Consider the following 25,165-nt stretch of genomic DNA (forward strand, 5'->3'; position numbering starts at 1 on the left):
TTTCGGATAAATTAAATGTACAAATTTGGCAATCGAAAACAATCCGGGCTTTCCATTGCTAATGCTTGGGTATTTGGTAAATTTCCAATCTTTAATTTTCATCTTTTCTAACTCATGAGTAATAACGCAGAAAAACTAAAAGCACTACAGCTGACCATCGATAAACTCGAAAAGGCCTACGGTAAAGGCACCGTAATGAAGCTGAGTGATAACAAAGTCCTGGAAGTCCCCGCCATTTCTACCGGTTCGTTGGGGCTTGATATGGCTTTGGGTGTAGGTGGGATTCCCCGGGGAAGAGTCATCGAAATCTACGGTCCTGAATCCTCAGGTAAAACTACGCTGACCATGCACTGTATCGCTGAAGCCCAAAAAGCCGGAGGACTGGCTGCATTCATCGATGCAGAGCATGCATTTGACAAAAGTTATGCAGAGAAGCTGGGTATAGACACTGAAAATCTCCTCATTTCTCAGCCGGATAATGGAGAACAAGCGCTTGAAATCGCCGAACACCTCATTCGTTCTGGTGCTATTGACATTATAGTGATAGACTCAGTGGCTGCCTTGGTGCCAAAAGGAGAACTCGAAGGAGAAATGGGTGACAGTAAAATGGGGCTTCAGGCCCGACTGATGTCCCAAGCACTTAGAAAGCTCACCGGAGCGATCAATAAGACTGGATGCGCGTGTATTTTCATCAATCAGCTTCGGGAAAAAATTGGAGTCATGTTTGGTAACCCGGAGACGACCACAGGGGGTAATGCGCTCAAATTCTACGCCTCTGTGCGCTTGGATATCCGTCGAGTAGGTCAAATCAAGGAAAGCGCAGACAATGTGCTCGGAAACAGAACCCGCGTGAAAGTGGTGAAAAACAAAGTGGCCCCACCATTCAAAGTGGTGGAATTTGATATCATGTATGGTCAGGGCATTTCCAAAGTTGGGGAAATCATCGACTTGGGGGTGGAGTTGGATATTATCAAAAAGGCCGGTTCTTGGTTTAGCTACAATGGTGAAAAGCTTGGGCAGGGTCGGGATTCGGTGAAAAACCTGCTTCTGGACAATCCCGAATTGATGGAAGAATTGGAGGGAAAAATAAAAGCAGCCTCAGGGCTTTTGCCTACCGAACCTACAGTTGATTTGGAAGACTAATCGATAGTAAATAATTAAAAAAGGAGGCCTCAAGGCCTCCTTTTATTTAAGTAGTTCGAATGGCTTCCACTGGATCGAGCCTTGCGGCTAAGGTCGCCGGCACAATTCCCGCGACTACACCGATGGCTGAGGATACCCCCAATCCCAACACGATATTTTTGAAGGAAAGAATCAGGTCCAAACTACCCAAAGGCATAAAGCTCAATAAGAAAACCAGAAAGATTCCTGTTCCTCCTCCTATAAGGCTAAGGAAAATCGCTTCAAAAAGAAACTGGAAAAGAATGAAGTAATTTCTGGCTCCGAGAGACTTTTGAATGCCGATGATATTGGTTCTTTCGCGCACAGAGACAAACATGATATTGGCTATACCAAATCCCCCCACTAAAATGGAAAACCCTCCAATCACCCAACCAGCAACGGAAATCACATCGAAAATGGATCCTATGGCATTCTGGATAAATTCAGTCTTGTTAAGGGAGAAATTATTTTCTTCAGTTGGTTTGAGGCCTCTCTTTGCACGTAGAAGTCCGGTCATTTCATTTTCCAAAGCTACCAACCCTACATCTTCAGCCATTCCCTTTGCTGCTATGGTAGGTTCCAAGCCATTTCTGCCGGTGTAGTACATTTTGGAAAAAGCCCCATAAGGTATCAGACAAGCTTCGTCTTTGGAAGGCAGCTCCAGAAAACCTTCTCCTTCCTCTTCAAATATCCCGATCACCACAAATTTCATCCCTTTGATCTTGACCTCTTTTCCAATAGCTGATTCATTGGGGAAAAGTGTAGTTGCAATCTTCTTTCCTACAATGGCCAAATTTCGGGAGGCTTCGATTTCCGCTTCGGAAAAGTACCGTCCTTCTTCCAAGACAATTTCATACACTTCTTGGTAAGAATGCACGACCCCAGTAAGTGACATGCCTTCAAATGCATTGCTTCCGGCTTGGATAGTGGTGTTTGATGAAGCCGAAATAGTCACGCCTTGCGCATTTTTGATACGATCTGCCAAAAACCTGTATTCGGAAAGGGTAGCTGTAGGCCTTCTGAAATATTTCCACCATGGGAAGTTGGGGCCACCTCCCTCAAAAGGAAAACGATCCACTCGCATTACATTAGTGCCTAGGAAGGCAAAAGAGGAACGGATTTTGGTCTCTAATGAATCTACCAGAGTAAATACGGTAATGATGGCGAAAATCCCGACCGTTACACCCAAAAGGGAAAGGATAGTCCGGGTGAGATTGGTACGAAGGGCATTGATGGCAAAACGGAAACTTTCCCAGGTGAGGCGGAAAAACAGCATGCGATGAATAGTTGGTTTAAAACAATTTGGTAAGTTAGGCGAATTTGGACATTATTGTTGTTAACTTTGCACTTTTTAAAGCAAAAACCAAGCAAATTTAAAGAGAATCCAATCAAAAGCACCCTAGAAAATCGAGTATGAATGGTTCCTTGCACATTGGGAAAATCCCACTTTCTCGGAAAGCAGCTCGAAATTCTTTTCCCCTGTTGGTAAAAGCAGGTTTGACCATTAAAATCAAATAACTACAGATGAAATTATCAGATTTCAAATTTGACGTCCCTAAAAAACTTATAGCTCTATACCCTACAGAAAACAGGGATGAGTCCCGGCTGATGGTAGTCCATAGAAAAACCGGACAGATTGAGCACAAAAACTTCAGGGATATCCTGGAGTATTTTGGTGATGGTGATGTTTTCGTCACCAATGACACCAAAGTTTTCCCTGCCAGGCTGTATGGAAACAAAGAAAAAACCGGGGCACAAATTGAGGTCTTTCTCCTGAGAGAATTGAATCCGGACTTGAAGCTTTGGGATGTATTGGTAGATCCTGCACGAAAAATCCGTGTAGGCAACAAGTTGTATTTTGGAGACAGCGACTTGGTCGCTGAGGTGATCGATAACACGACCTCCAGAGGTAGAACCATCCGCTTTCTTTTTGACGGCACTCCAGAAGAATTCGAAAAAACCATCGATTCTCTAGGTGAAACCCCGCTTTTGAAGGAGATCATTGATCGTAAGGTTGAACCAGAGGACAGAGATCGGTATCAGACGGTCTTTGCCAAAAATGTCGGTGCTGTGGCTGCTCCTACAGCAGGACTTCACTTTACCCCTCAATTGCTTAAGAGGCTGGAATTGAAAGGGGTGGAAGTAACTCCGATCACCTTGCACGTAGGCTTGGGTACCTTTAGACAGGTAGATGTAGAAGATCTGACCAAGCATAAGATGGATTCAGAAAACTACAATATTCCGGAAAAGACGGTCGAATTGGTCAATGAGGCACTGGATGCCAAAAAGCGAGTGGTAGCTGTGGGTACTACCTCCCTGAAGACCATTGAGTCTTCCGTGACAGCAGGAGGTAGACTTAAGGCCTCTACCGGATGGACAGACAAATTCATCATTCCGCCTTACGATTTCAAAATTGCCAACTCTCTGATCACCAACTTCCATTTGCCGGAGTCTACATTGCTGATGACTGCAGCGGCCTTTGGAGGATATGACCTGATCATGAAAGCATACAAGGAAGCTATCAAAGAGAAGTACAGATTCTTCTCTTATGGTGACGCCATGCTTATCCTTTAAATTCAAAAGCTCCGAAAGGAGCTTTTTTTTATCCTTTAGCTTATTCTTTTTTACCACATCAAACACTAATTACCAGCCATGAAAAAGGCGGCTATTTTAGTAGCAGGAGGCAGGGGCACCCGAATGGGCGGTCCGGTTTCCAAGCAGTACCTCCCCATTGGAGGATTGCCGGTATTGATGCATACCCTTGGGGTTTATAATCAAGCTGTCCCAGAAGCGGATTTGATTTTGGTTTTGCCTGCTGACGATTTTGCTTTTTGGGATTCCCTTTGCAAAACCTACCGGTTTGAGATTCCCCATCGAGTGGTCGCAGGAGGGAATTCCCGGTTTCAGTCGGTCCGAAATGGGCTACAGGCTTTGACTTCCGGAACTCAGCTGGTTGCCATTCACGATGGGGTAAGGCCTTTTGTGAAAGAAGAAGTGATCAAAGAAAGCTTTGAGGTAGCCCATCAATCCGGAAGCGCTGTGGCCGTGGTAGCATTGAAAGATTCTATCCGGAAGCTTTCAGATGATGGCAAGAGTTCTTTTCGGGAAAGGCAGCGGTATCGATTGGTCCAGACTCCACAGACTTTTCAGGTTGAAAAGATACTGAAGGCATTTCAGGTCACTGAAATCCCTGAGTTTACCGATGATGCCACGGTCTATGAACATCAAGGTTGGCAGGTCAGCCTGATTGCCGGTAATCCGGAAAATATCAAAATCACCACTCCTGAGGATATGGAATTCGCGGAGTTTCTCATTTCGAAGAAAAAAGACTGACTTCTGCAGATTCACCGACTTTTTGGGGGGCTTTACCGACTTTATTCCAAAGTCCACCTATTGCCCGTTTTATAGAGGTGAGGGGTATACTAGTTTTGGTTCCATCATTCAAAACCGAAACAGACCATGAACCAACTCAGCAAAAAAAACAATGACGGCAGCATCGCTGTGGGATTCATTATCCTTGGGATAGGTGTAATCCTTCTTCTTCGAAAACTCGGCTTTTTCATCCCCGGATGGGTACTATCCTGGCCGATGATTTTGATCGCCATAGGTGTATTTACTCTGATCAAGCATGAATTCAGAAGCTTCTTTGGAGCGGTGATGCTTTTCCTGGGCAGTTATTTTCTTCTTCGAAATGAATTTGGATTTGACTTTGGATTAGGGCAATATATCTGGCCAATTGGTCTGATCGTTCTAGGTATCTATTTAATCACTCAGAAGAGAAGAGAAAAGCAAGTACTCGATGATATTCGGCAAAACTGGCAATCAAAAAATTCCAAAACTTCCTTTGGAAGCTCCTCGGTAGAGGATGCCAAAGTAGTCGATGAGAACGGCAATACGTCTTCTACTTCTTCAAATGATTCTTCTTTTTCCGGCTCTGGGTTTACACGGACCACAGGGACTTCTTTTCATGACCGATTGAACATCGATGCGATCTTCAGCGGGGTCAATCGGAAATTTATGTCCAAAAACTTTCAGGGAGGAAAAATCACTGCAGCCTTTGGTGGGGCAGATCTGGACTTGACCCAAGTGGATTTCAACGGGGTGATTACCATTCAGGTAGATATCATCTTTGGCGGAGTCAAATTGTTTGTGCCACCTCATTGGGATATCCGGACAGAAGTGACCAACATCGCCGCAGGCCTGGAGGACAAGCGGTTTTTCAGAGAAGGCGGAGTGGATACATCCAAAGTCGTTGTGCTCAAAGGAACGATCCTGTTTGGAGGTTTGGAAATCAAATCCTTTTAACGACCTTAAACGGTCATTTAAAACCGCATATTCTTGCTACTAAACGCTTTTTCCAATCCCAATCTGGGTAAATGGGTCATCCCGGGAGCCGGTCTCATCTGGTTCTTGGGATGCCTCTTTTTATTGATTGAATGGGGTCTTGAATCTTCTTTGGCAGGGGCAGATGCCTTTTTTTATGCCCTTTTGTTTGTGGGAGGGGTTTTGATTTTGGATCGGGTGTTTAGCCTGATTTCTCCCAAAGGGAAAAATGTTTGGCTTATCTTTTTTCTCCCGATCAGCCTAAGCTTTATTTCCGTTTGGATTCACCGATGGGTTTTGGATTGGTATGTCGGAGACTCCGCGTATCGGGAGATGCTGAATGGACAGCTTTACCTTCGTTGGACTGTGTTGGGAATGGCGGAGCAGATGGTGGCCTTGTTGGCTTTGGCGGTTTCTCAGCTGGAGCGGCAGGATGAAATCAACAAACGGGAATCCCAAATGTTGGAACTGGCCAAAGAGGCTGAACTTACCCAACTCCGTCAGCAGCTTCAGCCTCATTTTCTGTTTAATAGTCTAAATTCCATCAATTCTCTAGTCGTGTCTCAGCCGCAGCGGGCAAGGGAAATGGTTCTTTTGTTGTCAGACTTTCTCAGGGGGACAATACGAAAAGATTTACAGGCCCGAGTAGAGCTGAGGGAAGAACTTCAGACCTTGAAAATGTATCTGGAGATTGAAAGGATCCGTTTTGGCCACAGGTTGATTGTGGATTTTCATATCGGGGAGGGAACAGAGAGTATTCGAATCCCTCAGCTGATGATCCAACCTTTGGTCGAAAACGCAATCAAGCATGGGCTCTACGGTGTCGCCGGAGAAGTGAAAATTGAAATTAGGGCCCAACTGGACGGGAATTACCTGATTTTGGAGGTGAAAAATCCCTTTGATCCTACTGCCTCGACCCAATCTGGAACAGGCTTTGGGCTGAGTTCGGTGGAAAGAAGGCTATTTTTAATTTTTGGACGGAAGGATTTGCTCCAAAAGTCAGTTCAGCAGGAAGTTTTTCAAGTCACATTAAAAATACCCATATTTTAAAGTCAAAAAATATCTGATGATCAAGACCCTTATCATAGACGACGAACCACTAGCTGCTGAACTGGTCAAAGAATACCTGATGGATTATCCTCTGATCGAAGTAGTCGCAATGTGTCAGGATGGATTTTCCGGATTCAAAGCCATTCAAGAGCATCATCCTGATTTGATTTTTCTGGATATACAGATGCCCAAGATTACAGGCTTTGAGATGCTGGAACTGCTAGATGAGGCTCCTGCGGTTGTGTTCACTACAGCATTTGATCAGTATGCTTTGAAGGCATTCGATGCTCAGGCCCTGGATTACCTGCTTAAGCCTTTTTCCAAAGAGCGCTTCAAACAAGCCATGGAGCGTGTACTGAATCAGTTGAGGTACCCGAGCTCCGATGAAGATTCCGGATTACAATCTCTGGCGGAAAAAAGCAACCGGCTGGTGGTCAGGGTGAAAAATGATATCAAAATTATCCCTATCCAGTCTGTCCGGTTTTTTGAAGCGGAGGATGATTATGTAGCTATCCATACGGAAGAGGGGAAGTTTCTGAAAAAAATGACAATGAAGCAGCTGGAGGATAGTTTAGACCAGGGGAAGTTTGCCCGTGTTCATCGTTCTTATCTGATTAATCTGAATGAAATCACCGGAATTGAGCCTTATGAACGGGAGAGCTATCTAGCCAAGATGAGGTCTGGTGAAAAAATTCCCGTCAGCAAATCCGGCTATGCACGACTACGCCAAGTCTTGGGACTTTGATTCTTTTCTTGAAAAAAAACCTAAAAAACGAAAACCCTGCGTTCGCAGGGTTTTTTTCAGTATTCGTCTTCGTTGAAGAAGAAGTCGTCCTTAGTAGGGTAGTCAGGCCAGATCTCCTCGATGGTTTCGTAAGGTTCTCCGTCATCTTCGAGTTCTTGGAGATTTTCTACCACTTCTAGTGGGGCACCAGATCGGATGGCATAGTCAATAAGCTCATCTTTGGTGGCTGGCCAGGGAGCGTCCTCAAGGTAGGAAGCAAGTTCAAGTGTCCAGTACATAGGTTTTATTTTAAGGTGTTCCGGATTTTAAGAATGCAAGAATAGTAAATTTTTGATTATGTAGGTTCTACTGATTATCTGGGAGAAAGTTGCTTAAGGATATAATTTTTTACATCCACTTTTCTTTTCAGTCCAGAAAGCTTTTTTCTCATCATCATTTCGAAGTCAGGAGTCTGTACGCGGAAGTTGTCGGAGTTTTCCTGCATGGTCTGCAATTCTCCTTGATCCCGGTGCAAAAGATCCTTCAAAATGGCGGATTTGATTTGATTTTGATCGGTGATGGGCTTGTCATCAAAGTCAGGATACTTGCCATGGGCCAGTCTTTCCAAAAAGGCTTTTTCGAATACAATATCCATGAAAAACTGGTAGGAACGGGCAGGCAGATTGGCTTCTTTGGGTTTTCTTGGAGGGAGTTTTTTCCAGTCTTCCTGAATTGCTTTTGCCCGCTCGGTGATAGCGCGACTGCTGGGCTGGTGGGCCATTTTTTTCAATTCTTCCACCATCTGCTCGATTTTCCGAACTACCTCCCTAGGATGCATCTGAGGGCCGGGATTCATGGTTCGCTTGAATCTGGAAAAAATCCGGTTGTTCAGCTTGGAAAATTCATCCCACAGGGGTTGTCTTCTTTCAGCGGGGACTTTTCCGGCTTCTTTCCATTCTTTTTGGATTCGCTTGGAGATTTCAAAAGCCATTTTGGCATCCGGTAGGTCGTGCGCTTCCCTTGCTTGCACTACAAGAGCCTCGTAGACTTTGATGTTTTCCTCCGCTTGAAGGGCCAAGCCTTCAAAGAAATGCCTTCTGTTTTCAAAAAAGGTCTGAACCGCCTCGTTGAACTGGGTCTCGATCTCTTCGTGAATTTCTTTGTCCACTGGGCCAGTCTTGATCCAACGGAGCTTCAAGTCTTTGAATTTCTCGGCAGTTTCCTTCCAGTCGGTATCATTCTTCATCGCCTCAGCTTCCAGAATCAAGCCCTTCTTCACTTCCAGGTTTTTGGTCCGATTGGCTTGAATGATCTCATTCAGGTAGGTTTCCTGCAGATTGAGCTCTTCAATCAAGGGGATAAAATCTCCCAAAGCATCGGTCGCATACAAGGAATCTCTGAGATGAATAAGCTTCATCAGAAAAGAACCCTTGTTTTGATTTTCCTGAATGTCAGCTTTGAGCTTCTCGACTTTTTCTTTGACCTGCTCAAATCTCGCCTCAAAATAACTGATGGTGGATGCCTCGTCTTCTTTCACTTCTCCGATTTCGCGGTCCGGCTTTCCCAAAAATCCCTTCAAAAAGACTTTTCCGTCTTTGATATATCCGTACGGATGATCCATCTCAATTCAATAGGTTATAGGTGGTCGTTTTCAATTTTTTGCAAAATAACCAATTACCCCTCATTAATCCTAAAAGAGGGATATTTTTGCCATCTTTGCCCACTTAGATCCAAAAAGCTGAAAAGACACCTATGAGCGCAGAAAAAATCATCTTTTCCATGGCAGGGGTATCCAAAGTTTACCCGCCACAAAAGAAAGTTCTCAAAGATATTTACCTCTCATTTTTCTATGGAGCCAAAATAGGCGTCCTCGGACTCAACGGCTCTGGGAAATCTTCCCTGCTCCGAATCATTGCCGGGATAGACAAGGACTTCCTCGGGGAAGTGGTTTGGTCTCCGGGCTATACCGTCGGGATGCTGGAGCAAGAACCCAAGCTCGATCCAACCAAAACCGTAAAAGAAGTGGTCGAGGAAGCTGTAGCAGACACGGTTAATCTGCTGAAGGAATTTGAAGAAATCAATGAAAAATTCATGGATCCCGCTCTGATGGACGATCCGGATGCGATGAATAAACTCATCGAGCGGCAGGGAGAAGTCCAGGAAAAACTCGATGCAGCCAATGCCTGGGAACTGGATGTCATGCTTGACAAGGCTATGGATGCCCTTCGTCTTCCCCCGGCAGAAGCCAATGTGGCTAACCTTTCTGGTGGGGAAAAAAGACGGGTCGCGCTATGTCGACTTTTGCTTCAGGAGCCGGATGTTCTTTTGTTGGACGAACCCACCAACCACCTTGATGCAGAATCGGTGCATTGGCTGGAGCAGCACTTGCAAAATTATAAGGGGACCGTCATTGCTGTGACCCACGACCGATACTTCCTGGATAATGTGGCCGGTTGGATTTTGGAATTGGATCGGGGAGAAGGGATTCCATGGAAAGGAAATTATTCTTCTTGGCTGGAGCAAAAGCAAAACCGATTGAAGCAGGAAGAAAAAACCGAATCCAAGCGTCAGAAGACCTTGGAGCGGGAACTAGAATGGATACGAATGTCTCCCAAAGCCCGACAGTCCAAGGGTAAGGCCCGTTTGAATGCCTACGATAAGCTAGTGGGCGAGGAGGCAAAAGAAAAAGAGGCAAAGCTGGAATTATTTATCCCTCCTGGGCCGAGATTGGGAGCCAAAGTCATCGAGGCAAACCATGTCTCTAAAGCCTACGGGGACAAATTGCTTTTTGAAAATCTGAGTTTCTCTCTACCCCAAGGTGGGATCGTGGGAATCATCGGTCCGAACGGTGCGGGGAAAACCACTTTGTTTAAGTTGATCACCGGACAGGAAAAGCCCGATTCCGGAAATTTTGAAGTGGGGGAGACCGTACAGCTTTCCTATGTAGATCAAGAGCACGACTCCTTGGATCCGAACAAGACGGTGTACCAGATCATTTCGGGTGGGAATGAACACATGAAGCTTGGAAATAAAGAAGTGAATTCCAGAGCTTATGTCTCCAAGTTCAACTTTGCCGGAGCGGATCAGGAAAAGAAAGTTGGGGTACTCTCAGGCGGTGAGCGTAACCGGGTTCACCTGGCCATGATGCTGAAAGAAGGCGGAAACTTGCTGCTTTTGGACGAACCGACCAACGACTTGGATGTGAATACACTTCGGGCCTTGGAAGAAGCTTTGGAAAACTTCGGTGGCTGTGCAGTGATTATCTCCCACGACCGTTGGTTCCTGGATCGTATCTGTACGCATATTTTGGCTTTTGAAGGGGATTCTCAGGTGTATTGGTTTGAAGGCAACTTCTCTGACTACGAAGAGAACAAGAAGAAAAGGTTGGGTGATGTGACACCGAAGCGAATTCGGTATAAAAATCTGAAGTAAGCTTTGAAGTCAGAAGGCTAAAATCAGAAAGCTGAAATAACGCCTCTCGAGGAGAAATCTTCGAGAGGCTTTGTTTTTCTATCAAGATTTTGAGTTATTACTCTAAAATTAGTTTTTCAGAATGAGCAAGCGTCGACTCTATTTCCATCTTTCCATGATCTTGATTGCCTTATTGATTGGTGGTCTATCTCTTTGGCAATCTGGTTTTTGGATGGAAGGACGGAATAAGGTTCCTAATTTCACAGCAATTGCTATGGTCTTATTGATAATCGGGCAAGCTGGAATGGTTTTGAGTGGACTTAAAAAAGGGAAGGAGTAGGTTGATTCTATGGAAAAAAAAGATAGAAGTCTTTTAATCGCTTACACAGTTCTGTTCATTTCTTCCCTGTTAATTGGTGGATTTTCGTGGTGGCACAGTGGACTTGTGCCTGAAGGCAAAAATTATCCGAATCCCATTATGGTTTCGATGTTTTTATATTGTATCTGATTCGGGGTAGGCGTAGTTCAGCAGTGGAAAAAGGCAAAAAAATTCGAATGATTAAGTTGTGAAACTTGAGATCCTCAGTTTAATCTTTTTTCTCTTCTTTATTCAAAAAGCAGAGCGAGACCCCCGCTTGGTTGGGAAATGGACGATGCTTTTTTCAAAAGACGAAAATGGAGAAATCGTCAAAGATGAGTTTTACGGAAAGAGCTACATCGAAACTTTCACAAGAGATGGGAAATGGATCATTGATCCACAGTTCTTGAGAGATGATGCTAAAAGACTCGGTGTAAATGCTCCCATTGACTATTCGGCCATTCCAACTTTCCAATGGAAAACCATCAATAACCAAATCCTGGAAATGAACACCAGTGAAGGAAGTCGGACTAATCGTTATGGCTTTTCAGGCGACACGCTGATTTTTGGCTATTCCAACGGTCACACGAGATATCTATTGAAAAGAAAATGAGTAAGAAAATTATCGATCGACTTTACGGGATACCTTTCGGATTGATCCTAGTGATCCTCTTGGTAAAATACTTGGACCTTTTTCCGATGCCAAATTGGGTTTTGGGAGTGGTGATAGCCTGGGGAGCTATCGCTTTTTTTGTGGAGGGGATGAGGAAAAGGAAGAAATAATTTTATCTATACTATTGATAATCAATTGGTTTGAAAAGCTTGTATTAATAATACAAGCTATTGTGTATTATAAATACAAGCTTTTGACTTTATGGCTTTTTAAAACTTTGGATTAACCCTTTTTCCTCCTCAACTCCAGAACCGTAATCTCCGGCCAAATTCCGACCCGCCCCGGAAAAGCCAAGAATCCAAAGCCACGGTTCACATGCAAGTATCGTCCCATTTCCTCATATAATCCAGCCCATTTGGGATAGCGGAAGGAAGCCGGACTCCATTTGACCCAGCCGGGGATCTCGATCCCAAACTGCATCCCATGGGTATGCCCACTCAGTGTCAAATGAATAAATTGAGAGAAATTTTTCACCTGCTCGTCAAAATGCGAAGGATCATGACTCATCAGGATTTTGAAGCTTTTTTCCTTAAGATTGCTTGCAGCTTTGGCTAGATCGCCATATTGTGCAAAGCCTTTCCCCCAGTTTTCCACCCCGATCAGATCGATACTCGCATTTCCTTTTTTGATAGGAAGGCTTTCATTTCGAAGAAGCTTGAAGCCCACTTCTTCGTGGACTTGGAAAAGCCGCTGCATGTTCTGCACCTTAGCCTCGCGACTTGGCCAAGCCAAGTAATCGCCGTAGTCATGGTTGCCAAGAATAGAGTATTTTCCCATTGGAGCATTTAGCTTTCGGAAGGTCTCGATCCAAGGTTCCATTTCCGCTGCCTGATTGTTGACCAAATCTCCGGTAAACAGAATCACATCCGAGTTCTGCTGATTGATCAAGTCGATCCCGTATTCCAGTTTCTTTTTATCATCAAAGCTTCCGGAATGGATATCCGAAATCTGGGTGATCGTAAATCGGTCAAATTCCTCAGGCAGATCGTCGAATTCCAAAGTATGCTTCATCACGCGATACCGATATTTCCCGATCAACACACCATGCAAAATCCCAAGGAAGGGTACGGCCGCAAGGATCAATGCCGTTTGGCTGATCATTTTCCTTCTTTCTGGCAAAAAGTCTCCTTCTCTGCCCCCAGCTAAGGACTGAAAGGCTCCAGAGAGAAACCTCAAAATATCTTCTCCAAAAAGAAAAGCGAGGATGATCAGCTTGGGAATGAGGGAAAGGATCAAAAGAGAAACCATCCGGCCAAAAATCAGATTCATCGAGCTCCGGTCGAAGGTCAAAAACACATAGCCCACGAATAGATAGACCAGCATGGAAAATCCCCAAAAGGCATATTTAATCCATGTTTGGGAAGGAAAGCCTGTTTTGAAGGCCTGAAAGGAATACCAATCAATCAGGCCGAGAAAGAGGATAAATAGAATTAATCGGATCAAAATGCTAGTCACGGGAGAGGGATTATTGGTATTTCGTGGTTTAAAGGGTTTAAATTACCAAAACGGGAAAGGCAAAATCAAGTTGGAATCTTTCAATTCATGCCAGAAGGTTCAATCAAATCCGGGAAGCCTGATTGATAGCCAATTCAAAAGAAGGCTTTTTTGGCTGTTCCTGAAATTTCAATTGCCTTTTCCCTTTCTTTGTGCCGGAAATTTTTCCCAACCAGCCTATTGACCTATGAGACAGCTACTCCTGAGACCCGGAGCTGAAGAGCTTTCCTACGAAATCCGTGGAATCGTCAAAAAAGCCCGGCAAATCGAATCCTTAGGTTTTCCTATTACTTGGGAAAACATTGGTGATCCTATCCAAAAAAGCAATCATGTGCCGGATTGGATGAAGGGGATCATTGCTGATTTGCTCAAGGAGGACAAAACCTATGGCTATGCCGATTCCAAGGGAGTTTTGGAAACCCGGAAGTATTTGGCAAAACTCAACAATGACAAAGGAGGAACCCAGATTTCTGCTGAGGATATTTTGTTTTTCAACGGTTTGGGGGATGCGATTGCCAAGTTGTACCAGTTTTTGGTACCCACAGCACGGATTATTGGTCCATCTCCTGCTTATTCTACCCATAGTTCTGCTGAGGCAGCGCATGCGAATACCGCTCCTATCACCTATAAGCTCGACCCGGACAATCAATGGCTTCCGGACATGGAAGACTTGCATTTGAAAGTCAGATACAATCCATCCATAGTAGGTATTCTGATCATCAATCCGGACAATCCAACCGGGATGGTCTATCCCAAGGAAGTCTTGGAAGGTTTTGTGAAAATCGCCGAAGAGTTCAATCTCCTTTTGATCGCGGACGAGATTTACCAAAACATCACCTATAATGGAATAGAAGCCGTGGCATTGGCAGAAGTCATCGGGAATCGACCGGCAATTTCCTTAAAGGGGATTTCAAAGGAGTTCCCTTGGCCTGGAGCTCGCTGTGGTTGGATGGAATTTTACAATCGTGAGGCTTCGAAAGAGTTTTCTAAGCTTTGTCAGACCTTGGAAAATGCAAAAATGATTGAGGTCTGCTCCACGATTTTACCCCAACTGGCTATTCCCAAGATCATGAGCCATCCCGAGTATCATGCTTATCGTCAAGAAGCCAATGTTGAGATCGGGAAAAGAAGTGAGTGGATGACTGAGATTCTGGGAGAGATCCAAGGGATCAAATTCAATCCTACCCAAGGAGCCTTTTACAATACCATCGTTTTTGATGAAGCCCTGCTTCACCCTGAGCAAAAGCTGGAGATCAAGGATTCCCGAATTCAAACCCTGCTGGATTCTTGGCTTGATGATCCTGCTATGCCCTTGGATAAGCGATTTGTGTACTATTTACTGGCTGCCGAGCAGATTTGCGTGGTTCCTATTTCTTCGTTTTGTTCTGATCTGCGTGGTTTTCGCGTGACTTTGCTGGAGGAAAAGGAGGAAGTGTTTAAGGATACTTTCAAGAGGCTGGGGAAAGCGATTGAGCAGTATTTGAAGTCGAAAAGCTAAAGTGAGAAAGCTGAAATCAGAAAGCTGAAACTTTGGCTAAGAGTTTCTTTTGGCATTGATTACCATGGTTGTAAATATTGAGGTAAGCTCATTGGCCTCTTTCAGACAGGGATTTACTCGTTCGGGGGTCAAAATCTCTGATTCTAAAATTAGCTCTAGCCAAAATACCGACTCATAAGCTTCTTCTTGAGCTATCGAAAGTTTAGAAATAAACTCAGCGCGTGAACGCCCTCGCTGAGAAGATCTATAGTTCGCTCCCACTGAAGTCCCAGACCTAATCAACTGCTTACCAAGTTCGAATCCGGAGATAGTTTTTGGCAGCTCTGACACAAGCTTTATAATTTCTAGGGCAAACTTCTTTGTTCTTGTTTTTAGGTCCTTATCCATAATGTTTTTTGGAGCTAGTTCAGAATTCTTACTTCATACTTCTGATTTCAATGATCTCTAACTTTCAGCTTCGGATCTTTGTCAAATTTTTCAACTTCCAGTACAGACTGTCCCAAAGTGCTCAAATCCGGCTGTCCGGCATTGATCCAGGCTGTATACCAAAAATCAGCAATCATCTTAATCGATTTTCGCATTTGCCGCTCCACCATGCCATCCAAGGCCATGGCATAAGCTTCAGTGAATTCTCTGGAGTAGACGCGCACGGTCAGCCCATTCCGCTCTTCGTAGCTATATTTTTGATCTTGGGGAAATTGGGAGGATAGTTCCCGTTCTGTTTGCAGGACACTGTCGACCTTGAGATGAGCATTTGCTACTGCATCCCAAATGGCCAGCTGTGGCTTTTCTACGTATTCAGCTTTTCCCACCCAAAAGGTGTAATCTTTGGCCAACAACTCAGGAACTCGACTTTCCCAAAACCCGTGAATGCCTTCCTGACCGGTAAGCTGACCGTTGTAGTTTTTGGTGGTATGGAGAGGGACATTCAGATCCCCCAAGTAATGACCTAGGTCAGCGGAGAGCCTGAGAATGGCTGCTTTGTTTTTTTGCTCCATCGCCTTAGTCAGACTCACAAAGGTCAAATAGGCAGCCCAAGGGCCTATCCCATGCGCTCGGAGTGAATCTTCAGGGAATTTCTGAATCGCTTCAGGCCAATATTTTGGAAGAATAAACAACGCACTGTCTCCGTAATGATCCAGATCGATGTAGTGTTTCTCAGCCTCACCCTCTACCGCATATCTTCTTCGGTCCGGGTTGACCGCCTTTTCGGTAATAAATTCCAATTCGGTTTTATAAAGAACCATCATTTCGGGAGGCAGAGAAAAAACCGCTTGCCTGTTGATCAGAGAATGAGCGTAAAATCCCCAAAAGGGAGGAAGCAAAAAGTTGAATCCAAAAAGAATGGCTTGAAGAATAAAAATTTTCATACCTGAATTTAGTCAAAACATTTCGTTTGATGGTTTCGAAAAAATGTATCTTTGCGCTTCTGAATTCCATGTTTTTCCGAAGCATCTTTAGAAAAAGAAACCCAGTCCCGAATGAATGTTTTAAATTCCTTTGGCAGAATTAATAATTTACAATAACTTTGCACTCCAATTCGGAATAGGGGATCGTAAAGAATTTATTTAAAAACGAGATATGGCAAATCACAAATCAGCTCTGAAAAGAATTCGTGCCAACGAAGCTAAGCGTTTGAGAAACAGATATCAGGCTAAGACCACAAGAACTTTCATCAAAAGGCTTAAGGCTGCTACCGACAAAGTAGAAGCAATGGAGCTTTACAAGAAGGTGTCTTCTATGCTGGATAAACTGGCCAAGAAGAACGTGATTCACAAGAACAACGCCAGCAACAAGAAATCTAAATTGGCTAAATTCGTTAACGCGATAGCTTAATCATTGGTATCATTTTGCATGCAAAACCTCGGGATTACCCCGGGGTTTTTTTTATCCCTTTTTCTAACTAATTTTCATTTCACTTTTTAATAAATACCTATGGATCAATACTTATCCACAAAGATCTCTGAGCTGGCTGAAGAGGATCGGCCAAGAGAAAAGCTCCTGCTCAAAGGGAAATCTGCTTTGACCGATGCAGAGCTCATCGCAATTTTAATCGGGTCAGGAACCAGAACGATGAGTGCTGTCGACCTCTCTCGGATGATTCTCCGCAATGTCAATCATGACCTTTCTACGCTAGCCAGGCTTTCGGTCAAAGACCTGATGAAATTCAAAGGCATAGGAGAGGCTAAGGCTATTTCCATAGTCAGTGCATTGGAGCTGGGTCGCAGAAGAAAAGATCAGGAGCCTCCTGTCAAATACAAAATCTCCTCTTCAAAAGATGCCTACGACTTGATGAGACCTGAGTTGTATGATGAGGTAGTGGAATATTTTTACCTCATTTTGCTGACCCGGTCCAACCATGTCATCAAAAAGCAGTTGATCAGTCAGGGAGGCACAGCAGGGACTGTGGTCGACCCCAAAATGGTCTTTAAAATAGCCATGGAGCATATGGCCCAGTCCATCATTCTCGTTCACAATCATCCAAGTGGGTCTACCACGCCCTCAGAGCAGGACAAAAGACTGACCGAGCGATTGGTCAGAATCGGAAGAGATTTGGATTTGGCAGTGGTTGACCATTTGATTTACTCCGATCATGGCTATTTTAGCTTCGCCGATGAAGGCATACTTTGATTGATGAAAACTAACCAGATTATACTTCTTGTGGTCGGGATTGTGGTGATCTCAGCCATAGCTTACATGTTTACCGCGGCGGAGAGTCCTGAAGCCTATGTGGAAAAAATAGAAAAGGAGCGTGAGCGTCAGTTTAAATACCTCCGCTTCAATGTGGAATCTCCCCTAACCGAGGACCAAAAGCGGAACCTCCAAACCTTGACCTTTTACGGAATCAATCCAGAATACAAGGTAAAAGCAAGGCTAATTCCGATTGAAAACAAGAAAGTCCGACAAGTGCCCATGACTGACGGCTCCACAGAGCGGTATATCGAGCATTCCTTCGCGGAGTTTGAACTGGGAGGCAAAACGAACAAGCTGCTGCTCCTACAGTCAGTAAGTGAAAGTGACATGCGGAATTTCTTTTTGGCCTTTGCAGATGAGACAAGTGGGAGGGAGACTTATGGAGGAGGGCGCTACCTCAATGTCCGCCAGGATGGGAAAAACAGCATCACCATTGATTTTAATTTAGCCTACAATCCCTACTGTGCCTACAATCCGGACTATGCTTGCCCGTTACCCCCCAAAGAAAACCTGCTGACCATAGCCATTGAAGCAGGAGAGAAAAATTACGATAAATAATCCCGCCCTCCTGCAATTCTTCTAAATTTGTGAATTAGTCCAAAAAGGTGCCAGTGCACCTTTTTTGTTAACCCGTCGGGAAAGGTTCCGAATTAATAGGCTTATGAAAATTTCGATTAATCGACTCAAAAAATACATTCAACTCACTGAAAGTCCAGAGGAAATAGCGGCATTACTTACCCAGTCTGGCCTGGAAGTGGAGGCTGTGGAAGAATTTCAGTCTATTTCCGGAGGATTGGAAGGGATAGTCATCGGAGAGGTTTTGACCTGCGAAAAGCACCCAGATGCCGATAAGCTGAGCATTACCACTGTGGACATTGGTGCAGACGCTCCTTCACACATCGTCTGCGGAGCTTCCAATGTAGCAGCTGGACAAAAAGTGTTGGTCGCTACAGTCGGGGCGAAATTATACCCGACCAATGGAGAGCCTTTTGAAATCAAAAAGGCCAAAATCCGAGGACAGGTATCCGAAGGAATGATCTGTGCCGAAGATGAAATTGGGATCGGTACTTCCCATGCAGGAATTATGGTCTTGGACACGGACTTACCAAACGGCACTCCAGCTTCCGAATATTTCCAAGTGGAAAATGATTCCGTTTTGGAAATTGGGTTGACTCCCAATCGCGCGGACGCCGCCTCCCACTTGGGAGTAGCCCGTGATTTGCAAGCTCTCCTTCATCGTCCGATCTGTCTACCCGAGGAAAAAGAGCTTCCTATAGAGTCATCCGGTCCTTCCATCTCGGTGGAGGTGGAAGATGCTATGGATTGTCCCAGGTATGCCGGCTTGGTCATCACTGACCTGAAAGTGGGCCCTTCTCCGCAATGGTTACAGAATTTCCTCCGCGCATTGGACTTGGAGCCGATCAACAATGTGGTGGACATCACCAACTTTATCCTTCACGATCTCGGACAGCCTTTGCATGCATTTGATGCGGATAAAATTTCCGGAGGCAAAGTCATTGTGAAAAAACTCACCAAGGGAGCTCCATTTGTCACTTTGGATGAAAAGGAGCGGAAGCTTTCCGGAGAGGAATTGATGATTTGTGATGCGGATGGAGGAATGTGCATAGCCGGGATTTTCGGCGGTAAAGGATCCGGGGTGAGTGATCAGACGACCGCTATTTTCCTTGAGTCTGCCTATTTCTCACCTGATGTGATCCGAAAAGGTTCGCAATATCACGGATTGAAAACCGATGCCTCTTTTCGTTTTGAGCGGGGTACCGATCCCAATATGCCGGTTTATGCGTTGAAACGAGCTGCCGCCTTGCTTCAGGAAATCGCGGGTGGAAAAGTCGCCTCAGAAATCATCGACCTCTATCCTAACCCAGTTCAGGACTTTGAAGTGGAAGTCGCCTATGCCCGTATCAATCGCCTGATCGGAAAAGTCATTGATCCCAAGGAGGCAAAATCCATTCTGGAAAGTCTGGATATTCGGGTGGAAAATGAGACTGAAGAAGGGTTTACAGCGATTGTGAAGCCTTATCGAGTGGATGTAACCCGGGAAGCAGATATCATCGAGGAAATTCTCAGAATTCATGGTTTCCAGCAGGTTGCTCTTGCCGAAAACCTCTCCACGGACTATCTGGCAGAGCATCCGGTAAAGGATTTGAACAAGCTGCAGTATCGGCTTTCTGAAATGCTGGCTGGGAATGGCTACTTCGAACTGATTACCAATTCGTTGACCAAGCCTCAATACGCAGAGAAATCCGGCTTTTTGGATTCTGCCCTTAATGTAGAAATCTACAATAAACTGAGCGAGGACTTGGGGGTCATGCGGCAGACTTTGCTTTTCTCAGGCCTTGAGGTCATGGCGCACAACATCAACCGAAGACAGACCGATCTGAAAGGCTTTGAATTTGGAACGGTTTACCAAAAAACATCCGAAGGCTATCAGGAAGGCAGAAGATTGGCAATTTTTCATTCAGGAAATCGTTCTGCAGAAAGCTGGATAGAGCCTGCAAAGCCATTCGGTTTCGCAGATTTGTATGCCACAGTGGAAAGAATCCTCGAAAAGCTCAATGTGCAAGTTGGCGATGTGACCCCAGTTGAGTCTTTGCCATTTGCATATGGGTTGGAGTTGAAGTTGGGTGAAAAAGTGGTGGCTACCTTGGGCTTGGTGGATGAGAAATTACTCAAGCTGGCAGAAGTGAGGCAAGAGGTTTGGTATGCCGATTTGAACTGGGATTTACTTTGCAAGAAAGCATCCGGACTCAAGCGCTATCAGGAAATCTCCAAGTTTCCGGAGGTACGAAGAGACCTTTCCTTGGTCATCGACAAGTCCGTCACCTATGATCAGGTCAAATCGGTAGCCGAAAAAGCAGGAGGAAAACTCTTGAGAAGGATCGGTGCTTTTGATGTATACCAAGGAGAAAAGATTGATTTCGGCAAAAAAGCCTATGCCCTGAGCTTTATCCTGCAGGATCAGGAAAATACACTGACGGACAAGGTAATTGACAAAACAATGAGTAAATTGATCCAAGCCTTTCAGGAACAAGTGGGGGCTGTCATCAGAAGCTGAAAATGATACACGAGGAACTGCAAAAACTGGAAAAACTGGCCGTGCAGGCAGGGAAAAAAATCGAGGCTTTGTCTGCTGAAAATCAGGAATTAAAAGCCCGTCTTTCTTTGCTGGAAGGAGAAATTCAGGAAAAAGAGCAGGAAATCCATCATTTTAAAAATAAGATTAAAATTAGTAACATTGTGGATAACCGACCGGTGAGTCCTGAGGATGCCACCGAAATGAGTGACTTAATCAATAATTATATACAAGAAATAGATCATTTGATCACCTATCTGTCCGAATGAAATGGAGACGCTGGCAATCAGAGTGAAAATCGGAGACAGGGAATATCCCATGCGAGTCAAGCCTGAAGACGAGGCGAAAATTCGGCATGCCGGAAAACTGATTAATGAAAAATTGAGGAAATATAAGGCGGAGTTTGGCCTGGATGATACGACCGACTTAATGGCTATGGTAGCCTTCGATTGTATGGTAGAATCTCTTGAAACCAACGAAGTCAATGCAGAAGACTCCGAGCACATTCAGCGGAGTCTATCCCATATTTCAGCTTTGCTTAGCAAAGCAGTCTAATTATTGACACCCACTCCTTTCTTGCAATTCTTTGGGCCGGTAGGGAATCCAATATATAAATAACCCTATGGCAGACGTACTATTTATCATCCTTGCAGCCCTGGCGGGGCTCGGCGGGGGTGCCGCTTTGGCGGGATTTTTCATCAAGAATAAACATGCAAAACTTGAGGAGGAGACCAAAGAAAGAGTCAAATCCATGATTCGGGAGGCAGAATTGAATGCCGAGTCAATCAAAAAGGACAGGATACTCGAAGCAAAAGAGAAATTCCTGAAAATGAAGGCTGAGTTTGATGAGGAGATGAGCAACAAGAAAAACATCATCATCACCAATGAGAACAAGGTCAAGCAACTACAGCAGCAAGTTGCCAAAGAGCAGGAGCAAGTCAAGAGAAAAGAAGCTGAACTGGACAGCAAAAAAGAAAATCTCAATGCCCAACTTCATGCCGTACAGGTTAAAAAAGAGGAACTCGATCGGGTGACCAATCAGCGTATCGCAGACTTGGAGAAAATAGCAGGACTTACCCGTGAAGAAGCCAAAGAACAGTTGGTGCAAATGCTGACCGAGGAGGCTCGAACCAAAGCTTCATCCCAGATGAAGGATATCCTCGACGAGGCTAAGCTTACCGCTACCAAGCAGGCCAAAAAGATTGTTTTGGATACTATTCAAAGAACAGCAACCGAGCACGCTGTAGAAAACTGCGTGTCCGTTTTCAACATCGAAAGCGACGACATCAAAGGAAAAATCATCGGTAGGGAAGGCAGAAATATCCGGACTTTGGAAGCAGCTACGGGTGTAGAAATCGTGGTAGACGATACCCCAGAGGCAATCATCATCTCCGGATTTGATCCGGTGAGACGGGAAATTGCCAGACTTTCTCTTCATCGATTGGTTCAGGACGGAAGGATTCACCCCGCCCGCATCGAGGAAGTAGTTGCCAAAACCGAGAAAAACATCGAAGAGGAAATCGTAGAGATCGGAGAACGGACCTGTATCGATCTCGGAATCCACGGTCTCCATCCCGAGCTGATCAAGATGGTCGGTCGGATGAGATTCCGCTCTTCCTATGGACAGAACCTCCTGCAGCACTCCAGAGAAGTAGCCAAGCTTGCCGCTACCATGGCTGCAGAAATGGGGCTCAATGCCAAGCTGGCCAAAAGGGCTGGTCTTCTCCACGATATCGGAAAAGTATGGCCCGAGGAACAGGAATTGCCTCACGCTATTCTCGGAATGGAATTGGCAAAGCGATACAAGGAGCATCCTGAAATCTGCAATGCCATCGGAGCTCACCACGATGAGATCGAGATGACCTCTATGATTTCACCGATTGTACAGGCTTCGGATGCGATCTCAGGTTCCAGACCTGGCGCCCGAAGGGAAATCATGGACAGCTACATCAAGCGATTGAAGGAGTTGGAGGATTTGGCTTTGGGATTTGATGGGGTCAACAAGTGCTTTGCAATGCAGGCAGGACGTGAGCTCAGAATTTTGGTGGATGCAGACCATGTGGATGATCAGACTGCCAGCAAGCTTTCCTTTGATATTTCACAGAAAATCGAAAAAGAAATGCAATATCCAGGACAGATCAAAATCACTGTAATCCGTGAGATGAGAGCTGTCAATTACGCTCGATAATCATTTGATTGCATATCCAAGAAATGGCAATTACCTTAGGTGATTGCCATTTTTGTTAGAATATGTTTGGAACTCACCTTTTCATTGACTTGATCAATGAGGCTAGATGGAGGCTTTTTCCCAGAAAAGTTTCTTTGGAAGAAGTGCGATTTTTGGAGCAGCACTTTTACTATTTTTCTCAGCTGAAGAATCCCCACAAAAGGGAGTTTATTTCCCGTTTGGAGACTATTTTGTCCAGCAAGAGATTTTTGGGAAGAGGAGGATTGGAAGAGGTGACTTCTGAGATGGAGTTGCTGATCGGAGCTACGATCACCATGGTGGTTTTTGGTTGGAAAAGTCTCAGACTCGCACACTTTCACACCATTTTGGTTTATCCCAATACCTATTACAGTACGATCAACAAGATTTATCATCGGGGAGAGGTTAATCCCAAGCATGGCTTGATTGTAATTTCTTGGCGTTGCTTTTTAGAAGGTTTGGCAGACAAATCGGATGGGATCAACCTTGGAATCCATGAGGTAGCCCATGCGTTGAAATTGGCCAATTGGATTCAGAATGACGGGGAAAGGGAATTCAGCCCCCAAGCTTGGAAAGAGTACTCTAAATGGGTTCCCGGGGAACTCGCAAAAGTGAAGAGTGGCCAAGGTACTTTTTTCAGAGAAAGTGCTGGCTTAAACGAACATGAGTTTTTTGCAGTAGCCCTAGAGAACTTCTTCGAAAGAAGCCGGGAATTCAAAGAGTACCATGCTCAGCTTTATCAGTCTCTCGTGCAGCTGCTTAGGCAAGATCCTTTGGTTTTGATGGGTTAATAATTAATTGGGTTTTTAGTAAATTTGGTTTAAAGTACATTGAATAATTGCAAATAAGTGATGAGGTTACCTGCCAAAAAAGTATAAAAAATGGAATCAATTGTAATCACTCCAAAATCAAAGGAAGAATTGGAGAAAATCCAAAGGTATCTTAAGAAGGAAGGTATTTCCTCCAAAAAGTTGAGCGTGGAGGAAAAACTTGATTTAGGTCTTTCAGAAATGATGAAAGAAGTTGATAAAACAAAGCATGTTTCTAAAGACAATATTGATAAGATATTTGAAGGGCTTTGAAAGTTTTATTTTTAGAAGCTTTTGAAAAGGATCTCCGAAAAATTCATGATAAAAAGGTCCTCCGCAGCATCAAAGACCTAATTCAAAAAACAGAGCAAGTGGGTTCAATTAAAGAGCTTTCTGGTTTGAAAAAGTTGGTAGGTTTTAAAGATGCCTTTCGGGTTCGGCTTGGTAATTATAGAGTTGGGATATTCCTTGATGGTGAAACAGTTACTTTCGCCCGAATCGCCCATCGAAAAGACATTTATTCAATTTTCCCTTAAAAGTGCAGCAAAAAAAAATAGGAATAATCGGAACAGGCGCCATTGCGGTCAAACATGCGCAGGCTATTGAAAGCCTGCCGAATGCTGAATTGATCGGACTGTTCAATCCTAATCAAGAAAGTGCCGAAAAAGCCCAAAGAAAATTTTCAGTTCCGGTATTCAGCGATTGGGATGAGTTTATCAGGTTGACTGGGCTTTCGGTGATCTGTATCTGTACCCCTAGCGGTATGCATTTAGAGCCTGCTCTGAAAGCCATCGAGGCTGGGAAGCATGTGTTTATAGAGAAGCCCATTGAGGTGACTCTTGAGCGAGCAGACCAATTGATCAAGTCCGCCGAGGAAAATAAAGTAAAGTTGGGCGTAGTTTTTCAAAATCGATTTTCCACCGATTTTCAAAAACTCATCGGTGCAGTTAGACAAGGGGAATTTGGCAGATTGTTGATGGGAAATGCGGCAATCAATTGGTTTCGATCCCCTGAGTATTACTCCTCCAGTCAGTGGAAAGGGACCTTGAAATGCGATGGGGGTGGAGCTTTGATCAATCAGGCGATCCATACCCTTGACTTACTTTTGGAGGTGATGGGTGAGGTAGACTCGGTCTTTGGGAAAATCAAAACGGTACTGTATCCGATTGAAGGAGAAGATTTGGGTGCTGCTTTGGTCAATTTCAAATCAGGAGCCATAGGAACAATCACTGCAGGAACCTCACTTTATCCCGGATATTCTGAGCGCTTGGAGATTTACGGGACAGAAGGAAGTGCCATTTTAGAAGCAGGGAAATTGGTGGCTTGGAATGTGAGAGGAAAAGAAAGTCCTCTTGAGAAAACTGAGAAAATCAGTGCTTCAGGCGCTTCCGATCCGAATGCAATTGGCTTTGAGCTGCATGCAGCTCAATGGAAGGATTTTTTGGATTCAATTGAAAGCGGAAAACAACCTGAAGTGGATGGTCCCAAATCAAGAAAATCTCTGGAACTCATTCGGGCTATTTATCAGTCCAGTTTGGAAGAGAGGATGGTCAGGTTTCCTTTTGAGGAATAAATGATTTCTCACAGATGGCTCAGATGAGCACAGAATTTCGGCTTTCTGACTTTATACTTTTAACCTTCAAATTTCCGACGGGCCCTGCTTACTGGAA

Annotated in this window: 28 protein-coding genes; 22 read left to right on the plus strand and 6 right to left on the minus strand. The window is 44.6% G+C overall.

The genetic code is table 11. The features are described 5' to 3' along the window. Positions 1 to 114: 114 nt before the first annotated feature. A complete protein-coding gene (gene recA / locus AAA942_RS18070; protein WP_338221703.1) occupies positions 115 to 1,143 on the plus strand; it encodes a recombinase RecA in 1,029 nt (342 codons plus the stop codon). 46 nt (positions 1,144 to 1,189) lie between these two features. Here recA and AAA942_RS18075 read toward each other — a convergent pair whose 3' ends face one another. Further along, a complete protein-coding gene (locus AAA942_RS18075; protein ID WP_338221704.1) occupies positions 1,190 to 2,437 on the minus strand; it encodes an ABC transporter permease in 1,248 nt (415 codons plus the stop codon). A gap of 248 nt (positions 2,438 to 2,685) precedes the next feature. Between AAA942_RS18075 and queA the strand changes: the two genes are divergently transcribed. From queA to AAA942_RS18100, 5 genes are all read left to right on the plus strand, one after another. Then, positions 2,686 to 3,735: a tRNA preQ1(34) S-adenosylmethionine ribosyltransferase-isomerase QueA gene (gene queA / locus AAA942_RS18080; RefSeq protein ID WP_338221705.1), complete on the plus strand. Its 1,050-nt coding sequence runs from the start codon at positions 2,686 to 2,688 to the stop codon at positions 3,733 to 3,735. Between the two features lie 78 nt (positions 3,736 to 3,813). Further along, positions 3,814 to 4,494, plus strand: coding sequence for a 2-C-methyl-D-erythritol 4-phosphate cytidylyltransferase (locus AAA942_RS18085; RefSeq protein WP_338221706.1), 681 nt, complete (start codon positions 3,814 to 3,816; stop codon positions 4,492 to 4,494). A 126-nt stretch (positions 4,495 to 4,620) separates the two neighbouring features. Then, positions 4,621 to 5,466 carry a LiaF transmembrane domain-containing protein gene (locus tag AAA942_RS18090; RefSeq protein ID WP_338221707.1) on the plus strand — a complete coding sequence of 282 codons (846 nt, stop codon included), beginning with the start codon at positions 4,621 to 4,623 and terminating at the stop codon, positions 5,464 to 5,466. Between the two features lie 33 nt (positions 5,467 to 5,499). After that, on the plus strand, positions 5,500 to 6,534 hold the full coding sequence (locus tag AAA942_RS18095) for a sensor histidine kinase (RefSeq protein ID WP_338221708.1): 1,035 nt from the start codon (positions 5,500 to 5,502) through the stop codon (positions 6,532 to 6,534). A gap of 16 nt (positions 6,535 to 6,550) precedes the next feature. Continuing rightward, positions 6,551 to 7,279, plus strand: a complete 729-nt coding sequence (locus AAA942_RS18100; RefSeq protein ID WP_338221709.1) for a LytR/AlgR family response regulator transcription factor — start codon at positions 6,551 to 6,553, stop codon at positions 7,277 to 7,279. A gap of 56 nt (positions 7,280 to 7,335) precedes the next feature. Here the strand turns inward: AAA942_RS18100 and AAA942_RS18105 are convergent, their stop codons facing one another. Beyond that, positions 7,336 to 7,557: a DUF2795 domain-containing protein gene (locus AAA942_RS18105; protein WP_026952747.1), complete on the minus strand. Its 222-nt coding sequence runs from the start codon at positions 7,555 to 7,557 to the stop codon at positions 7,336 to 7,338. Positions 7,558 to 7,631: 74 nt separating this feature from the next. Next, a complete protein-coding gene (locus AAA942_RS18110; RefSeq protein WP_338221710.1) occupies positions 7,632 to 8,879 on the minus strand; it encodes a DUF349 domain-containing protein in 1,248 nt (415 codons plus the stop codon). Positions 8,880 to 9,010: 131 nt separating this feature from the next. On the opposite strand from AAA942_RS18110, the gene ettA reads away from it, so the two are divergent. The 4 genes from ettA (at position 9,011) to AAA942_RS18130 (ending at position 11,810) form a co-directional block, all read left to right on the plus strand. Continuing rightward, positions 9,011 to 10,690, plus strand: a complete 1,680-nt coding sequence (gene ettA, locus AAA942_RS18115) for an energy-dependent translational throttle protein EttA (protein WP_338221711.1) — start codon at positions 9,011 to 9,013, stop codon at positions 10,688 to 10,690. Between the two features lie 121 nt (positions 10,691 to 10,811). After that, positions 10,812 to 11,009, plus strand: a complete 198-nt coding sequence (locus AAA942_RS18120; protein ID WP_338221712.1) for a hypothetical protein — start codon at positions 10,812 to 10,814, stop codon at positions 11,007 to 11,009. 226 nt (positions 11,010 to 11,235) lie between these two features. After that, entirely contained in the window at positions 11,236 to 11,640 is a 405-nt protein-coding gene (locus tag AAA942_RS18125) for a hypothetical protein (protein WP_338221713.1), read from the plus strand. Further along, a complete protein-coding gene (locus AAA942_RS18130; RefSeq protein ID WP_338221714.1) occupies positions 11,637 to 11,810 on the plus strand; it encodes a hypothetical protein in 174 nt (57 codons plus the stop codon). Before AAA942_RS18125 ends, AAA942_RS18130 begins: the two co-directional genes overlap by 4 nt. 112 nt (positions 11,811 to 11,922) lie before the next feature. Here AAA942_RS18130 and AAA942_RS18135 read toward each other — a convergent pair whose 3' ends face one another. Next, positions 11,923 to 13,155, minus strand: coding sequence for a metallophosphoesterase (locus AAA942_RS18135; RefSeq protein WP_338221715.1), 1,233 nt, complete (start codon positions 13,153 to 13,155; stop codon positions 11,923 to 11,925). A gap of 226 nt (positions 13,156 to 13,381) precedes the next feature. On the opposite strand from AAA942_RS18135, the gene AAA942_RS18140 reads away from it, so the two are divergent. Continuing rightward, entirely contained in the window at positions 13,382 to 14,692 is a 1,311-nt protein-coding gene (locus tag AAA942_RS18140; protein ID WP_338221716.1) for a pyridoxal phosphate-dependent aminotransferase, read from the plus strand. Positions 14,693 to 14,728: 36 nt separating this feature from the next. Here AAA942_RS18140 and AAA942_RS18145 read toward each other — a convergent pair whose 3' ends face one another. Further along, a complete protein-coding gene (locus tag AAA942_RS18145; RefSeq protein ID WP_338221717.1) occupies positions 14,729 to 15,079 on the minus strand; it encodes a four helix bundle protein in 351 nt (116 codons plus the stop codon). Positions 15,080 to 15,126: 47 nt separating this feature from the next. Further along, positions 15,127 to 16,062: a zinc dependent phospholipase C family protein gene (locus AAA942_RS18150; protein WP_338221718.1), complete on the minus strand. Its 936-nt coding sequence runs from the start codon at positions 16,060 to 16,062 to the stop codon at positions 15,127 to 15,129. A 211-nt stretch (positions 16,063 to 16,273) separates the two neighbouring features. Between AAA942_RS18150 and rpsT the strand changes: the two genes are divergently transcribed. The 11 genes from rpsT (at position 16,274) to AAA942_RS18200 (ending at position 25,068) form a co-directional block, all read left to right on the plus strand. Continuing rightward, positions 16,274 to 16,528 carry a 30S ribosomal protein S20 gene (gene rpsT, locus AAA942_RS18155; protein WP_338221719.1) on the plus strand — a complete coding sequence of 85 codons (255 nt, stop codon included), beginning with the start codon at positions 16,274 to 16,276 and terminating at the stop codon, positions 16,526 to 16,528. A gap of 99 nt (positions 16,529 to 16,627) precedes the next feature. After that, positions 16,628 to 17,323, plus strand: a complete 696-nt coding sequence (gene radC, locus AAA942_RS18160) for a RadC family protein (RefSeq protein ID WP_338221720.1) — start codon at positions 16,628 to 16,630, stop codon at positions 17,321 to 17,323. Positions 17,324 to 17,326: 3 nt separating this feature from the next. Beyond that, positions 17,327 to 17,944 carry a DUF1684 domain-containing protein gene (locus tag AAA942_RS18165; RefSeq protein ID WP_338221721.1) on the plus strand — a complete coding sequence of 206 codons (618 nt, stop codon included), beginning with the start codon at positions 17,327 to 17,329 and terminating at the stop codon, positions 17,942 to 17,944. Between the two features lie 103 nt (positions 17,945 to 18,047). After that, complete coding sequence (gene pheT, locus AAA942_RS18170; protein WP_338221722.1) at positions 18,048 to 20,462, plus strand: phenylalanine--tRNA ligase subunit beta; 2,415 nt, start codon at positions 18,048 to 18,050, stop codon at positions 20,460 to 20,462. A gap of 2 nt (positions 20,463 to 20,464) precedes the next feature. Continuing rightward, positions 20,465 to 20,749, plus strand: a complete 285-nt coding sequence (locus tag AAA942_RS18175; protein ID WP_338221723.1) for a hypothetical protein — start codon at positions 20,465 to 20,467, stop codon at positions 20,747 to 20,749. A gap of 1 nt (position 20,750) precedes the next feature. Further along, positions 20,751 to 21,035 carry a cell division protein ZapA gene (locus AAA942_RS18180; RefSeq protein WP_338221724.1) on the plus strand — a complete coding sequence of 95 codons (285 nt, stop codon included), beginning with the start codon at positions 20,751 to 20,753 and terminating at the stop codon, positions 21,033 to 21,035. 67 nt (positions 21,036 to 21,102) lie between these two features. Continuing rightward, the gene (gene rny / locus AAA942_RS18185; RefSeq protein WP_338221725.1) at positions 21,103 to 22,668 is read left to right on the plus strand and encodes a ribonuclease Y; all 1,566 of its coding nucleotides are present in this window, start codon (positions 21,103 to 21,105) and stop codon (positions 22,666 to 22,668) included. 62 nt (positions 22,669 to 22,730) lie between these two features. Beyond that, a complete protein-coding gene (locus tag AAA942_RS18190) occupies positions 22,731 to 23,477 on the plus strand; it encodes a zinc-dependent peptidase (protein ID WP_338221726.1) in 747 nt (248 codons plus the stop codon). A 90-nt stretch (positions 23,478 to 23,567) separates the two neighbouring features. Then, on the plus strand, positions 23,568 to 23,768 hold the full coding sequence (locus AAA942_RS18195; RefSeq protein ID WP_338221727.1) for a hypothetical protein: 201 nt from the start codon (positions 23,568 to 23,570) through the stop codon (positions 23,766 to 23,768). Then, positions 23,765 to 24,031, plus strand: a complete 267-nt coding sequence (locus AAA942_RS20365) for a type II toxin-antitoxin system RelE family toxin (RefSeq protein WP_445083355.1) — start codon at positions 23,765 to 23,767, stop codon at positions 24,029 to 24,031. The genes AAA942_RS18195 and AAA942_RS20365 overlap by 4 nt, the downstream gene beginning before the upstream one ends. A gap of 2 nt (positions 24,032 to 24,033) precedes the next feature. Next, entirely contained in the window at positions 24,034 to 25,068 is a 1,035-nt protein-coding gene (locus tag AAA942_RS18200) for a Gfo/Idh/MocA family protein (RefSeq protein ID WP_338221728.1), read from the plus strand. The last annotated feature ends 97 nt before the right edge of the window (positions 25,069 to 25,165 follow it).

Source organism: Algoriphagus sp. oki45 (assembly GCF_036245605.1).
Taxonomy (GTDB): domain Bacteria; phylum Bacteroidota; class Bacteroidia; order Cytophagales; family Cyclobacteriaceae; genus Algoriphagus.